General features: G+C 31.8%; 12 protein-coding genes. 4 read left to right on the plus strand and 8 right to left on the minus strand.

What is annotated here, in order from left to right:
* Positions 1-439: 439 nt before the first annotated feature.
* The 4 genes from HOH73_03625 to ccmA form a co-directional block, all read right to left on the minus strand.
* The gene (locus tag HOH73_03625) at positions 440-1,159 is read right to left on the minus strand and encodes a type II secretion system protein (GenBank protein ID MBT5827947.1); all 720 of its coding nucleotides are present in this window, start codon (positions 1,157-1,159) and stop codon (positions 440-442) included.
* A gap of 11 nt (positions 1,160-1,170) precedes the next feature.
* Entirely contained in the window at positions 1,171-3,018 is a 1,848-nt protein-coding gene (gene thiC / locus HOH73_03630; protein MBT5827948.1) for a phosphomethylpyrimidine synthase ThiC, read from the minus strand.
* Between the two features lie 74 nt (positions 3,019-3,092).
* Positions 3,093-3,755, minus strand: coding sequence for a hypothetical protein (locus tag HOH73_03635; protein MBT5827949.1), 663 nt, complete (start codon positions 3,753-3,755; stop codon positions 3,093-3,095).
* Positions 3,756-3,759: 4 nt separating this feature from the next.
* A complete protein-coding gene (gene ccmA, locus HOH73_03640; protein ID MBT5827950.1) occupies positions 3,760-4,347 on the minus strand; it encodes a heme ABC exporter ATP-binding protein CcmA in 588 nt (195 codons plus the stop codon).
* A 76-nt stretch (positions 4,348-4,423) separates the two neighbouring features.
* Between ccmA and acnA the strand changes: the two genes are divergently transcribed.
* On the plus strand, positions 4,424-7,057 hold the full coding sequence (gene acnA / locus HOH73_03645; GenBank protein MBT5827951.1) for an aconitate hydratase AcnA: 2,634 nt from the start codon (positions 4,424-4,426) through the stop codon (positions 7,055-7,057).
* On the opposite strand, the gene HOH73_03650 is transcribed toward acnA, so the two are convergent.
* Positions 7,035-7,667: a ribonuclease HII gene (locus HOH73_03650; protein ID MBT5827952.1), complete on the minus strand. Its 633-nt coding sequence runs from the start codon at positions 7,665-7,667 to the stop codon at positions 7,035-7,037. The genes acnA and HOH73_03650 overlap by 23 nt on opposite strands.
* 70 nt (positions 7,668-7,737) lie before the next feature.
* Here HOH73_03650 and HOH73_03655 point away from each other — a divergent pair, with 70 nt between their 5' ends.
* The 3 genes from HOH73_03655 (at position 7,738) to HOH73_03665 (ending at position 10,547) form a co-directional block, all read left to right on the plus strand.
* Positions 7,738-8,586 carry a hypothetical protein gene (locus HOH73_03655; protein MBT5827953.1) on the plus strand — a complete coding sequence of 283 codons (849 nt, stop codon included), beginning with the start codon at positions 7,738-7,740 and terminating at the stop codon, positions 8,584-8,586.
* Between the two features lie 63 nt (positions 8,587-8,649).
* Entirely contained in the window at positions 8,650-9,543 is an 894-nt protein-coding gene (locus HOH73_03660; protein MBT5827954.1) for a HAMP domain-containing histidine kinase, read from the plus strand.
* Positions 9,544-9,545: 2 nt separating this feature from the next.
* Positions 9,546-10,547 (plus strand): response regulator, encoded by a 1,002-nt coding sequence (locus tag HOH73_03665; protein ID MBT5827955.1) that lies wholly within the window; start codon positions 9,546-9,548, stop codon positions 10,545-10,547.
* On the opposite strand, the gene HOH73_03670 is transcribed toward HOH73_03665, so the two are convergent.
* The 3 genes from HOH73_03670 to HOH73_03680 all read right to left on the minus strand — a co-directional run.
* The gene (locus HOH73_03670) at positions 10,544-12,304 is read right to left on the minus strand and encodes an aminopeptidase P family protein (protein ID MBT5827956.1); all 1,761 of its coding nucleotides are present in this window, start codon (positions 12,302-12,304) and stop codon (positions 10,544-10,546) included. The genes HOH73_03665 and HOH73_03670 overlap by 4 nt on opposite strands.
* Before the next feature lie 4 nt (positions 12,305-12,308).
* Positions 12,309-14,027 carry a dihydroxy-acid dehydratase gene (ilvD, locus tag HOH73_03675; protein MBT5827957.1) on the minus strand — a complete coding sequence of 573 codons (1,719 nt, stop codon included), beginning with the start codon at positions 14,025-14,027 and terminating at the stop codon, positions 12,309-12,311.
* A gap of 160 nt (positions 14,028-14,187) precedes the next feature.
* Positions 14,188-15,599 (minus strand): hypothetical protein (locus tag HOH73_03680; protein MBT5827958.1); only part of this gene is annotated, 1,412 nt, incomplete at its 5' end.

Raw genomic sequence — 15,599 nt, forward strand, 5'->3', positions numbered from 1 at the left:
CAAAAAAAACTAGGCTAAAAGCCTAGTTTGGTACATTTAAGATTAACTGTGTTAATTATAACATAAAATCTACAACCGCACAACTATTAGCAACATTTAAATTAAAATTTAATTTATCACAAAAAAAACTAGGCTAAAAGCCTAGTTTTAAATAATATCTGAAGAACTACTATAACCATAGAACAAAACTACAACTATGCAACCATAAGTTGAGTTTTAATTGGAGGTTATTTTTCTAGAAACTTAGCAATTAGCAAGATTAATCTATAACATTTTAATATAAACATTATATTCATAATGGAACTGCGTATAAACTGGGATTTTATAGAACTAAGTAGGCCAAATGCCTACTTAATTCAGAGGAGAGAGATATGATATGTTTTATAATGGTAACATAGGAATTAATAATATACAACCCCTAGTTGCATTTTTATCATGGCTAAAATAAAAATGTTAAAATACATTCTTCGTCTCCATCTAATGTATTATATTCATCACTTAACAAACATTCTGTACTATAATTTGCTGACCCACTACTCACGCTTGTAGATGGGTCGATTTGTCCACCTACTGATCTAATACTACCGTTAACTGGGCTGCCATCATCTAGCTTTAAATCTAAAAACTCTGCATTTCTTGGTATTAATATACTTCCTACGCATGCATTATCATACCATCTTGTGCCTAGGGTAATATTATTCATACCAGTTATTATTCCCATATCAGAGCCTATCCCTAAACCTCCTACAAAATTAAAACATGCAGATGAGTGATACTGGCTAGCTAAAGAATTAACTCCAGCTTCTGATCCATTCCCTCCATCTAACATCAAGCCATTATAATTTCCATCTATGACCTCTGCTTTTTGCATATGTAGCCAAGCATAAGAATTTTCTGAGCTATATTCTACTAAATTATCTGAATCTCCATCTGTAACATCACTAAAAAATGCTGTGGCATTAGAAAAATCGCCAGGATAAGCTTCATATGAGGCAAAAAAAGTATTTATAGCAGATTTAAGTGACTCTGTTTCCTGAATTACTTTTCTTAATTTGCTATTTGCGATTAATTTAGAGCTTCCAGAGACTGTTGCAACTAATAAACCTATTACTATCAATACTATTGATAGCTCAACTAAACTAAACCCAGACTTTTTCATTTTTTTCTAATTTAACTTACTTTTTTATAAATATCGCCACCTTCTTCTTTAAACTTTGCTGACATATCTTTTAAACCTTTTTTAATCTCAGCTTGACTAAGAGCTTGATTATGTTTTCTTGCATAATCTCTAACTTCTTCTGAAATTTTCATAGAACAAAATTTAGGTCCACACATAGAGCAGAAATGAGCTAATTTTGCTCCATCAGCAGGTAAAGTTTCATCATGATAAGAGCGTGCTAATTCTGGGTCTAAAGCTAGATTAAACTGATCCTCCCAACGAAATTCAAATCTTGCTTTGGATAGTTCGTCATCTCGTAATTGTGCTGCGGGGTGACCTTTGGCTAAGTCAGCCGCGTGCGCTGCGATTTTATAGGTTACTACTCCTGTTCTAACATCGTCTTTATTGGGCAAACCTAAATGTTCTTTAGGCGTAACATAACAAAGCATTGCTGTACCATACCAACCAATTTGCGCTGCACCAATAGCAGAAGTTATATGATCATAAGCAGGAGCTATATCAGTAGTTAAGGGACCCAATGTATAAAAAGGTGCTTCTTTACAGTATTTTAACTGCTTATCCATATTTTCTTTAATTAAATGCATAGGAACATGCCCAGGACCCTCAATCATAACCTGACAGTCATTTTTAAGCGCAATATCTGTTAATTCCCCTAAAGTTTCCAATTCGGCAAATTGAGCTGCATCATTTGCGTCTGCAATAGAACCGGGCCTCAAACCATCTCCAAGTGAAAAGCTTACATCATAACTTTTCATTATTTTGCATATTTCTTCAAAATGCGTATAAAGAAAATTTTCGCTATGATGTGCTAAGCACCACTTAGCCATAATAGAACCTCCACGCGACACAATTCCTGTCACTCTTTTTTCAGTAAGATGAATATATTTTAATCTAACACCTGCATGAATGGTAAAATAATCAACACCTTGTTCTGCCTGCTCTATTAAAGTGTCTCGGTAAACCTCCCAGCTTAAATCCTCAACCACACCATCTACTTTTTCTAAGGCTTGATATATTGGAACTGTACCTACTGGCACAGCAGAATTTCTAATAATCCACTCTCTTATAGAATGAATATCTTTACCTGTTGATAAATCCATAATATTATCAGCACCCCATCTAGTTGCCCACACCATTTTTTCCACCTCTTCTTTAGCAGAAGATAAAATAGCAGAATTACCAATATTTGCATTTATCTTAACTAAAAAATTCTTACCAATAATCATTGGCTCAGCTTCTGGGTGATTGATATTAGCTGGAATTATGGCTCTACCTTCCGCGATTTCTTTTCTTACAAACTCTCCATCTATTAAATTTGGAAATTTAGCAGAAAAAGGCTCTCCACCTTGACTAAATTCAGATTTAACAGCTTCTGTTCTACCTAAATTCTCTCTAATTGCTACATATTCCATTTCTTTGGTTATTATACCAGCTTTTGCATAAGCTAATTGTGTAACTGCTAGATTTTTTTTTGCTTTTAAAACTTCTATCTTATCTCTTTTGAAACGCTCTATTTTAGAGATGTGGCTCAGCGAAACTCCATCATCTTTTGGATTATACGCTCTTCCCTGAATAGTTTCAACATCACCTCTTTCTTTAACCCATTTTGCTCTGATGGGGTTAATACCTTCTCGAATATCAATTTTTGCTGTTTCATCAGTATAAGGGCCTGAAGTATCATATACATTGAAGTTTCTAGGAGAATCTTTTTGATCAATTGCAATTTGTCTTAAAGCTACTTTAACATCAGGAAATTTACTACTAGTAACATAATGTTTTTTAGAATTAGGAAATTGTTTTGGTGCAATGTTATTTGCTGAGAAATTTTTATCGGTCATATTTAAATATTTTAATCTTGCTTATTTTAATGCCAAATTGTTCAAATTACCACCGCAATTTAAAAATAAATTACTTAATCATTTTGCAAAGCCAATTTAAAACTCTTTTTGGCTAAGAGGTATAAAAGGGGAAGTAAAGCTAAATTAAGCAAAAACATATATTCTAAGTAATTTATAACTTTAGTTGGATCATTGGATAAAAAGATATTTTTTAAAGTTGCCATAATAAATATAATTTCTGGAATAAGTAAGGGTAAAACTATGATATAAATCAGAAATGCTTTATAATTAGCTATTTTAAAAGTAAATATACTACCTAAAAAGCAAAATGCTGAAATTAAAGGCAGCATGGCACCAGTAATAAAAACAAATGTTTTTATCTCAATAAAATTCAATGCTAAACTATATAAAATTAAAGGCGAAGTAAGTAATAAAAAATAGACAAAAATTAAAAAACTAAAATATTTAGCTAAAATAATCTTATCTAAATCTCTATCATACAGATATAATTGCTCTAATACTCCATCTTTGAAATCTTCTTTTAAATTTTTCTCAACTATCATTAAAATTGCTAAAATCAAAATAGTTAGAATAATTCCTGCCGCATAGATTTTTTGTTCTGAAAAATCAAAATCAACAGCAAAAACAAAAATAGTTGCAGTAATAATAAAGAAGAAAAGATTAAATATTAAATCTTGAAACTGCTTTAATTGTTTTTTTAGTTCAAATAAGAGCATAATTTTATTTATAATCAGCGATAGAAAAATTTAAAACATCCATAAAATTATTTTTTTTATGTGAGGTTAAAATTACAATACCACCATCATTTACTTTGGCTGAAATTAAGTGCTGTAATTTTTGTTTATTCATTTCATCTAGGTTACTAAAAGGCTCATCTAAAAGCCATATTTTTCCTGGATTTACCATTAATTTGGCTAAAGATACTAATCTTTTTTGGCCAGCTGAAAGACTGTAAATATTTTTATTTTGCAAATCATGCAAATTAAAGTAACTAAGAGCTGCATTAATTAAAGTTTCATTGTGACTTAATTTTGCCCACAAGCTAATATTTTCGTTTACGCTAAAATATTCTTTTAATGCATTTTTATGACCTAAATATCTAATTTCTTCATATGGCTTTGGTACATCATAAATTATTTTACCACTATCAAATTCTTTTAACCCAGCTAATACTCGTAAAAGAGTGGTCTTACCCGAGCCATTGACACCATGTAAATTTACAATCGCTCCACCTAAAAAACTTACTGATAGGTTCTGACATAAGGTCAAATCGCCTTGTAATATTGAAACATTTTCAAGTGAAAGCATAAGTTAACGATAAAAGCTCTAGCAAAAAACAATTAAATTGACTATACTAATATTAAGAACACTAGCATAAAAAATCATGATAGATCAAAAATTAATTTCTTCACTAAAAATAAATAAAAAAGAATATTTTTATTTAGATTTTAACAAAGTTTCAACCAACTACAACTTGGAAACAGACAAATTACCTATAACTTTAAGAATATTATTAGAAAATTCACTCAGAAATGTAAAAAAAACAGAAGAGACTGAACTAATAATAAGCAAATTTAAAGATTGGCTAGAAAAAGCTCATAATCCTGAAGAGATCCTTTATTATCCTTCACGAATTTTAATGCAAGATTTCACTGGCGTACCAGCCGTAGTTGATTTAGCTGCTATGCGTTATGCAGTAAACAAAAACGGTGCTAATCCTAAAAAAATAAACCCTATCTCGCCAGTAGATCTAGTTATTGATCATTCTATACAGGTTGATAAATATGGAACTGCCACATCACTAGAGCAAAATACAGAGTTAGAAATTCAGCGAAATTATGAGCGATATGAGTTCTTAAAATGGGGTCAAACAGCTTTTGATAATTTTAGAGCTGTACCACCTGGAACTGGTATTTGTCATCAGGTAAATTTAGAATATTTAGCACCAGTTATTGGCACCAGGGAAATTTCAGGAAAAGATTATCTTATTCCAGACACTTTAGTAGGTACAGACTCACATACTACGATGATAAATGGTATTGGTGTACTTGGCTGGGGTGTTGGCGGAATAGAAGCAGAGGCAGCCATGCTGGGTAAAGCCATATCAATGTTAATTCCAGATGTAGTAGGTTTTAAATTAACTGGAAAATTAGCAGAAGGTATAACAGCAACTGATTTAGTTTTAACAATAACACAAAAATTACGTGAAACCGGCGTAGTTGGCAAATTTGTTGAATTTTACGGCGATGCTTTAGATAATTTATCCGTTGCAGATCGCGCAACAATTGCGAACATGTCTCCTGAATTTGGTTCCACCTGTGGTTATTTTCCAATAGATGATAAAACTTTAGCTTATTTATATTTAAGTGGCAGGTCGGAAGAGCAAATTGAACTAGTAAAAGAATATGCTAAAATAAACCATTTATGGCGTAGTGATCAGGTTCAAAAATATAGCAATAGCATAGAGTTAGATTTAAACATAGTTGAAGCAAGTTTAGCTGGACCAAAAAGACCACAAGATTTGGTTAAATTAAGTGATATAAGCAACAACTTTAAAACTAATGCTGGGGCAATAAATTTTACGCAGAAATTCCCAGTTAAAGAGCATAATTATGAATTACAAAATGGTAATATTGTAATTGCTGCTATAACTTCATGCACTAATACATCTAATCCATCTGTAATGCTTGCAGCTGGCTTAGTTGCGAAAAAAGCTTTAGAAAAAGGTTTAAAACCAAAACCTTATGTTAAAACTTCTTTAGGGCCAGGTTCGCAAGTAGTTGCAGCATATTACAAAAAATCAGGCTTACAAAAATACCTTGATGAATTTGGCTTCAATATAGTAGGTTTTGGTTGCACTACTTGTATTGGTAATTCTGGGCCCTTAAAAGCTGAAATAGAAGAAACCATTAAAAATGATAATTTGCATGTAGCTTCTATATTATCAGGTAATAGGAATTTTGAGGGAAGAGTTCACCCTTTAACTAAGTCTAATTATTTAGCCTCCCCTCCTCTTATTGTGGCTTATAGTATTTTGGGCACCGTAACAAAAGATATTACTACAGAATCACTAGGTACTGACCAAGATGGAAATGAAGTATATTTGCGTGATATTTGGCCAAGTAATCAAGAAATTAGTGAAGCGGTTAGTTCTTGCGTTACAAGAGAAATGTTTATTGAAAAATATCAATCTGTATTTGATGGCGAAGCTGGCTGGCAAGCAATTAAAGTCAAAGACAGTGAAACTTATGAATGGAATGAAAATAGCACCTACATTCAAAACCCACCATTTTTTGAACATAATCAAAAACTGACTAATATTAATAATGCTAATATTTTAGCTTTATTTGGTGATTCAATCACTACAGATCATATTTCACCTGCAGGTGCTATTGCAGGAAATAGCCCAGCAGCTGAGTATCTAGCTCTAAATGGCATAGCACCACAAGATTTTAATTCTTATGGCTCGAGAAGAGGTAATCATGAAGTTATGATGCGCGGTACTTTTGCAAATATCAGAATTAAAAATGAAATGATGCAAGGCAAAGAAGGTGGTTACACAGTTTTTGCGGGCAGTGAAACCAACATATATGACGCTGCTATGCAACATAAATTAAACAACACCCCTTTAGTTATTGTAGCTGGCAAAGAATATGGTACAGGTTCGTCGAGGGACTGGGCGGCGAAAGGCACATTTTTACTTGGGGTTAAAGCGGTTATTGCTGAAAGTTTTGAACGAATACATCGTTCAAATTTGGTTGGTATGGCTGTGTTACCTCTAATGTTTCAAGATAATGTGAATCGCAAATCACTAAAATTAAATGGCAGCGAAACTATAACTATTACTGATTTAGATAAAATCACTCCACTTGGCGAAGTTGTAGCATTAATAAAATATCAAAATGGTGTTGAAACTGAGATAAAGTTAACGGTAAGAATTGACACACCATATGAGATGGAAAACTTTGTTAATGGTGGCGTTTTAAATTCTGTAGTTAAGCAATTTTCGGCAAAATAATTTTATAATTAGCTAAATTATTTTTAACAGGTGCGAAGCTTTTGCGATGATGCAAAGTTATGCCATGTTTTTCTATTGCGTTGAGATGGGCTTTAGTGCCATAGCCTGAGTTGCTGTGCCAATCATATTGTGGATATTCTTGTGCTAAATCGTACATAATTTTATCTCTAATTACTTTAGCAATAATTGATGCAGCAGCTATTGAGTTAGAAATATTATCACCTTTTACTACTGGTGTTACATTCTCTTTATTAAGCATTTTGTGATTTCCATCAACAAGATAATGATTTGGCTTAATTTCCAATCTATTTATCGCATTTGACATCGCTTTTTTAGTAGCATTAAAAATATTTAATTGATCCACTTCCTTAGCATCTATGATTGCAAAATTATAACATATATTTTTATCAGAAGTTAACTTTAAATATAATTGTTCTCTTTTCTTAGCTGTTAGTTTCTTTGAATCTTGTAAATCATTTATGTAAGATACATTATAAGTTAAAAAGATTACCGCTGCTGCAACCACAGGGCCTGCTAATGGACCCCGACCAACTTCATCTATTCCGGCTATATAGCCGTTATGTTCTTGTTCTAAATTAAAATTTGGCATATATGCTAGCTATGTTGCTTAAAATATGTTATAATATTTTTCTAATGTTTTTCTTAATTAGGGTTTTACAATGAGAATTAAAATATTGCTATTATTTCTATTAGTTTCTTGTACTAAAGACCTTATTTTAGAAGAAAAAACTAAAATTATTAAAAATGAAGATTATTTTTCTGCTTTAGCAGAGGGCTATAAAGAGCTATCTCGTCTTGAAAGAATTGAATTTGACTGGGTTGACACTGAATATTTTGCACAAAAAGGTATTGATGCCTATAATAAAAAAGTTTTAATTCCAGCTAGCCCATATAGCAGAGAGATAGCAGATCAGTTAACTTTGAGAGAGTTGTTAAATGCCTACACTTCTTTGATAGAGTTATTAATTTCAGCGGATTTAGATGTAAAATATAACTATCCATTACGAGCAGCAAGGTTACAAATATTATATGATTATTGGTTAGAACAGGCAGAAGAAGATTGGCAAAAAGAACAAATAAATCGTTTCCGAGATGAGTTCTGGGCAAGCTTTGAAAGTTTAGTTGCAACAGAAAAACTTGCAAAAATAAAAGAGCAAGAGACTATTTTAGCTAAAAAATATTTCACTATATACTTCTCTGAGCCAAATAATATCTTAGATAAATATGCTCTAGAGGAAATGAATGATTTTAACTTTAGAATAATGAATAGCTTAAATGATTACCGAATTATTATAGAAAATCATACTTATCTTAAAAATAATACAGAAAATCAAAAATTATTATCAGAGCGTTTTACCAAGATTAAAAAGATGATGCTTTCAGCTGGAATTTTGCGTAGTAAAATTTTAAAAGAACAAAATATTTTTATAATAAAAAGTAAAGAAAAACAAAAATCAGATAATTACCAAGACAGGCTAGAAATATATATTTTAGATAAAAAGCCATAAATTACAATTATAGGTTGCACTAAAAGAGAATAACTGTTACATTTTAGTTAGAAATAGTTAAAAATGTCAGTTACTTACAAAGAAAAACACAATAAAAGCAACATTATAGATTTGTCAGCAAAACCTAAAACCAGTTTTTCTTTAGATAATTTATCTGAGTCTCTAATCTTATCTGCTGAGAGATCAAAATGTATTTATGATCTGTATGAGAAGGCTACTTTACTAAAAACTAAATCAGATAAGCTAACTAAAGCTTTAGATGAAGAAAAGGCTATTAATGAAATTCAGGGTGAATTTGTTTCATTAGTTTCACATGAATTTAAAACCCCTTTAGCAATTATAAAGACCTCTATGGATGTCATAAAAAGAGTTGGTCGCAATAAAAACGAAATTATTGATGATCAGATCACTAAGGTTGACAAAGCCATTTCTCGTATGACTAAATTAATTGAGTCTACGCTTAATTTATCTCGCTTAGAATCGGGTCGTTTAGATTTTAGCCCTGAGAAATTTTGTTTAGAGGAGCTTATTACTGATGTTGTGGAGCGCTTTCAAGGTATAAATTCGAAAGCTAGTTTTCAGTTAGATATTAATTTAGACAAAAATTATTTATTTGCCGATAAGGCACTTATTGATCAGATTTTCACTAATATAATTTCAAACAGTATCAAATATTCTAAGAATAATCCTAAAATAGCAATATCATGCCAAGTTATTGAAAATCACTTTAACATCTCAATAAAAGATGATGGTGTTGGTATGAATGAGTCTGACTTAAATAATCTTTTCCAAAAATTTTTTAGATCTAAAAATACTATCGGTATTTCTGGCACTGGCATTGGCCTTTACTTAGTAAAGAAATTTGTAGAGCTACATCATGGTAATATAATCGTTGAATCACAAGAGAATATAGGAACTAAATTTACTATTTTTCTACCATTAATTAATAAGAGGTAATTATGTCTAAAACTGCTAAAATTTTATGTATTGAAGATGAAAAAGATCTAAGAGAAAATATTTCTATGATCTTAAGCTCAGAGAATTTCGAAGTTATAACTGCTGCAAATGGTTTAGAGGGTTATGAAAAATTTATTTCAGAGAAGCCTAATCTAGTTTTATGTGATATTAACATGCCAGTTATGAGTGGTACAGAGTTGTTAGAAAAACTTGGCAATAGTCATAATGAGCAACTTATTGAAACACCATTTTTATTTTTAACTGCATATAGCCAAAAAGATGATAAATTAAATGGCATTAATTTAGGTGCAGATGAATATGTAGTTAAACCCATAGATTTTGATATATTGCTCAGCACTATTAAAACTAAAATTAAGAAAAACTCTGATCTTAAATCAGCTTCTAAAGCAAAATTAATTGATTTATGTGAACATGTTTCAACTTTAATTCCAAAAGAAATTCAACAGCCTTTGCAAAATATTATCACATTATCTGCCACGCTAAAAAAATCTATTAACTCAGATAACATTAAACAAAATCAAGATTTTGCGGCAAAGATTTATTTAGCCTCTTTAAAGTTAAATATGCAGATATCACGAGCGTTAAATAAAGATGACATATTAAATAAAGCAAATAACATTAATAATTTCACAACTTTAAACGACATAGCAAATCAACTAAAGGAAGAATTAGCTGAATTAAAAATTACATATAATATAGCAAGCTCTTTACCTTCTTTAAGCTACCAACCTTTATTATTACCAATAGTTTCAGAATATGTTAGGCAACATAATATATCAGAAACTAAAAACTTAAAATTAAGTATTTTTTTAGATTATAAGAAAAATTTAATTATTTCGGTTTCAGGTCAAGTAATGTTACCTATATTTTCAGAAAAGCTAGAAGAGTATATTTTTGAGATAGGTGGCGATTTTACGATAAAGGATGATGAAAGTGAAACTCATCATATAATTTCACTACCAAACCATCTCTTAAAATTTTAACTATAGAAAGCTATTTTTTCTTTTAGCCAATTGACTTCAAATTGATTTAATTTATCTGCTATTTTAAGAAAGATATCTTGATGATAATGTTTTAACCATAATTTCTCAGCATCATCTAATAATTCTACAGAGATTAAATTTTCATCAAGAGGAACCAAGCTAATGGTTTCAAAGAATAAATTATTTTCTGCATTTTTTTGGATTAAAACTACATTTTCAATTCTAATACCATAATTATTTTCTAGATAAAAGCCTGGTTCATTAGTAACTAACATGTTTTCCTTGAGCTGATTACCTACACTAGATTTGCTAATAGAATGTGGTCCTTCATGTACATTTAAATAGCAGCCAATACCATGCCCTGTGCCATGTGCGTAATCTTTGTTATCTTGCCACAAGAACTTCCGTGCTAATATATCTAATTGATAACCTTTAGTTTTTTCTGGAAAAATTGCTTGAGCAAGAGCTATATGACCTTTGAGTACTAAAGTAAAATTTCTTTTTTGTTCTTTAGTGGCTTGCTTCTTAAATGCTATTGTTCTGGTAATATCTGTGGTGCCAAACTGATATTGCCCACCTGAATCAACTAAATATAAATTTGCATCTTTAAAATTTTTATTTGTTTTTGCACTAGCATTATAATGTATAATTGCGCCATTTTCTCCATAAGCTGAGATCGTATTAAAACTTGGGAATAAAAATTCTTTATGAGTTTTTCTAAATTCTAGTAATTTTTCACTTGCTAATATTTCGTCTAATTTTGGGTTATGTTCTTGCTGTTCTAACCAGAATAAAAACTTAGTTTTAGCTACACCATCTAAAATATGGCAATATTTAATATGTTCAATTTCAATATTATTTTTAATAGCTTTAGCTTTAATGATCGGATCACTAATTTTGTTAATAGTAATATTATGTTTTTTAAGCTCACCATAAAAGAAGTAAGATACAAAATATGGATCTAAATTAACTATTTTAATTTTACTTTTGTTACATAAATTAACAAAATCTTTAATTTCTGTGAAAGATAATATATTAATATTTAGCTTACTTAAATATTGTTTTACTTCTTCTGAGATTTTTGTTTTATCTACATAAAGAAAGCTATTTTTTTTGTTATAGAGAAAATAGCAATGTAACAAAGGGGTAAATTCTGTATCTTTAGCTCGTAAATTTAAGAGCCAGTTAATTGTTGCACTATCACAGGTTAAATATGCTTGTTTACCGGTGATTTCTTGCAAAAATTTAAGTTCTTTAATTTTGTCTTTACTATTTTTACCACTAAAATCATCAGCAATAATTTCAGCTTGATGCTTATTATCTGGAGTGCGTTGCCAGATTTCATCTATTAAATTATCATTACTACGATATAATTTTATAGCATATTCTGTTACAAATTTTTTGATATTTCTAATTTCACTAGCTACAAAGCATCTAGGATCATAGGCTAATTTAAAATTGTCTGGCAAGTGTTTTGCTAGCCATTTATGTGGCGCTATTTCTGCTAAATTATAAATTTCAAACTCAGCATCTAATTCATATTTAGCTTGCGTTAAATATCTGCCATCGGTAAAAAATGCTTTATATTTTTCACTTATTATTGCAAAGCCATTAGAGCCAGAAAAGCCAGTAAGCCATTTTAATCTTTGCAAATGCTTAGGGACAAATTCATCTAAATATTCATCACTTGCGTTAAGTAAATAACCATCAAATTTTGATTTTTTTAGTAGTTGCAAAAAATCTTGTAAATTAGACATTTAGTTAAATATCAGCATAAATTTTCTTTTCTCCATATTGACCTGGATGAGTAACCGCACCTTTTTCAGCTGTGCCAACAGTTTGCGCATATTTCCATAATGCTCCACTACCAAAATCATTTTCTCTAGCTTGCCATTTTGCTTTTCTTGCTGCTAATTCAGCATCTGACAACTCAACTGACAACTCTCCTTTTATTGCATCTATTGAGATTATGTCACCATCTTTTAACAAGGCAATAGTTCCTCCTAGAGCTGCTTCAGGCCCCACATGTCCTACACAAAAACCTCTAGTACCACCAGAAAATCTACCATCTGTGATTAAAGCAACTTTTTCACCCATACCTTGACCATAAATAGCTGCAGTTGTAGCTAGCATTTCGCGCATACCAGGACCTCCTTTTGGCCCTTCATAACGTATAACTATTACATCATTTTCTTGATATTTTTTATCTTCTACGGCTCTAAATGCATCCTCTTCACGATTAAAAATTCTGGCTGGTCCTTTGTGCACTAAGTTTTTAAGACCAGCTGTTTTAACAATAGCACCTTCTGTTGCTAAATTACCTTTTAATGTAACTACACCTCCTGTTTGTGTAATTGGTTTATTTGCTTTATAAACCACATCTTGACTATCAGGAAATTTAACTTTTGCTAAATTTTCTGCAATTGTTTTACCAGTAACAGTCATGCAATCACCATGAATATAACCATTTTCAAGCAAGGTTTTTAAGACAATTTGCACTCCTCCAACTTCAAATAAATCTTTAGCAACATATTTACCACCAGGTTTTAAATCTGCTATATAGGGAGTTTTTTTGAAAATTTTACCAACATCATGTATGTCAAATTTTATACCACATTCATGTGCAATAGCAGGTAAATGCAGTGCGGCATTGGTAGAGCCACCAGTTGCAGCAACTATCGCAGCTGCATTTTCTAGTGATTTCAGTGTGACTATATCTCTTGGTCTTAAGTTATTTTTGATTAAGTCCATAACAACTTTACCAGATTCATAAGCATATTCATCTCTAGATTCATAAGGTGCAGGTGCACCGCTAGAACCAGGTATAGCAAGACCAATAGCCTCACTAACACAAGCCATAGTATTAGCTGTAAATTGTCCGCCACATGAACCGGCTGATGGGCATGCAACAGCTTCTAAAGCACATAATTCTTTTTCACTCATTTTGCCACTAGCATTCATGCCAACTCCTTCAAACACATCTACAACTGTTACGTCTTTTCCTTTATATCTGCCTGGCAAAATAGAGCCACCATACATAAAAACAGAAGGTACATTCAGTCTGACCATGGCCATCATTAAACCTGGTAGTGATTTATCACAACCAGCAATACCAACAAGTGCGTCATAGCAATGTCCTCTGACGGTAAGTTCTACAGAATCGCAAATTACATCTCTAGAAACTAATGACGATTTCATACCTTCATGGCCCATTGCTATTCCATCTGTAACGGTAATAGTACAAAATTCTCGTGGTGTACCTCCTGCTACTTCTACACCTTTTTTAGCAACTTCTGCTTGTCTTTTTAGTGAGATGTTACATGGTGCTGCTTCATTCCATGTGCTAACCACACCTACAAAAGCTTGGTTTATTTCTTCTTTAGAAAGCCCCATTGCATAATAATATGATCTATGTGGTGCCTTTTCTATACCAACTGATACATGTCTTGAAGGTAAGTTTTTTTTGTTAATTTTGCTCATCTTTAAATTTCTTGTTACTGCTTTAAATAATAGAAAATTAAATCTAAATTAACATGTTTTTTTCAAGAAAATTGTTAAACAAGCTTTTATTACTTATTTATAAGGATGATTTTATTCAATTAATTTTGATCAAATATTTTAGCTTTATTTAATTTTATAATTACAAGCTTATTATTGTCTTTGATTTGTCTTTTTCAGACTTAACTTGTTCTTGAAATGTTGTACGGTTTTGTAATTCTGGGGCATTAATTGTTTCTCTTGTTCTAGTAGTTTCATTTTCTTTGCTTGTTGATTTTTTAGAAAGTTGTTCATTTATCTCCACCTTTTCTTCAGAGATATTAGAAGCTGAACCTAATAAAAATGTACCAGAGATAATTGCGCCTGCAATAAAAGCCATACCACCTGTTACTAAAGCTAAAGCGGTAAGCACAATTGAAGCAAGCAGAAAAATTGTAAATATATTTTGTTTTACATTTGATTGCTTTTTAGTTGGCGCTACATTCTCTTTTTTTTGTATAGTTTTATTACTTTCATGTAACTTTTGCTTAAGTTGCTGTTGATCAGTTTCTTTCTCAGGACCCAACTCTGCAAGTTTTGCTGCCTTCTCTTGTAATACCTTATCTGCTGCTTCTTTTGCCGCTTGTTCTGCTGCTTGTCTTTCTGCTGCTTGTCTTTCTGCTGCTTCTGCTTTTGTTCCTTGTGGAGGGGGTTGTGGTGCTGTGTTTTCTGCTACTGCTGCTTCCTTCTCTCGTGCTGCTCGTGTTTCTATTTCTGCTAGCGCCATTGCTGATAATTCCTTCTCTTGCGCTGCCTTCTCTGCTACTGCCTTCTCTGCTTCTTCTGCTGCTGATAATGCTCCTGATTGTACTGATTGTTCCGAGGGTACTTGTGCTGGTGGTGTAGCTGATGCTATAGGTGGCTTTACTGATTGTAGTGAAAGGGGTGGTTGTTCTTCTACTCTTGAGTTAAATGCTAGTGCTGCTGCTGCTTCCTTCCCTGCTGCTGCCCTCGCATCTTCTGGTGATGATGTGAGTGGTGATGCTGTTGTTGGCTTTACTGATTGTTCCAAAGGTACTTGTGCTGGTGGTGGTGCTTCTTGTTCTTCTGCTGCCTTCGCATCTGCTAATTTTTTTGCTGCTGCTCTTGACCGTACTTTTCCTCCTCTAACTATAGCTTGAAGCTTTGTTGCTGCCTTCGCATCTGCTGCTGCCTTCTCTGCTACTGCCTTCGCTGCTGCTGTTGCTCCAGTGTTTATAGTACCCCTTAAACCATGTTCAGCTAAATTTTCTATTCCTGGATTTGCAATTTTTTCTATTAATTGACCTGGTAAGAATTGGTTAACCATATGAGAAATATCTGCTATTGAACTTGGATGAATAATTTTATTAAATTTTCTCTCTAGACCTTTATTAAAACTCAAAAGACCATCTATACTTGTAATATTATCTAGCGTTGTTTCTATAGCTGTGAGTAAATCTGTCTCAGATGCAGGAAATCTTTGTGTTATTATTTGTAACATATCACTTGCTTTAAGAGCTTGCTTAATTACTTCATCATTAGTTCCAAAATCAA

Source organism: Alphaproteobacteria bacterium, from assembly GCA_018667735.1.
Lineage (GTDB): Bacteria > Pseudomonadota > Alphaproteobacteria > Rickettsiales > JABIRX01 > JABIRX01.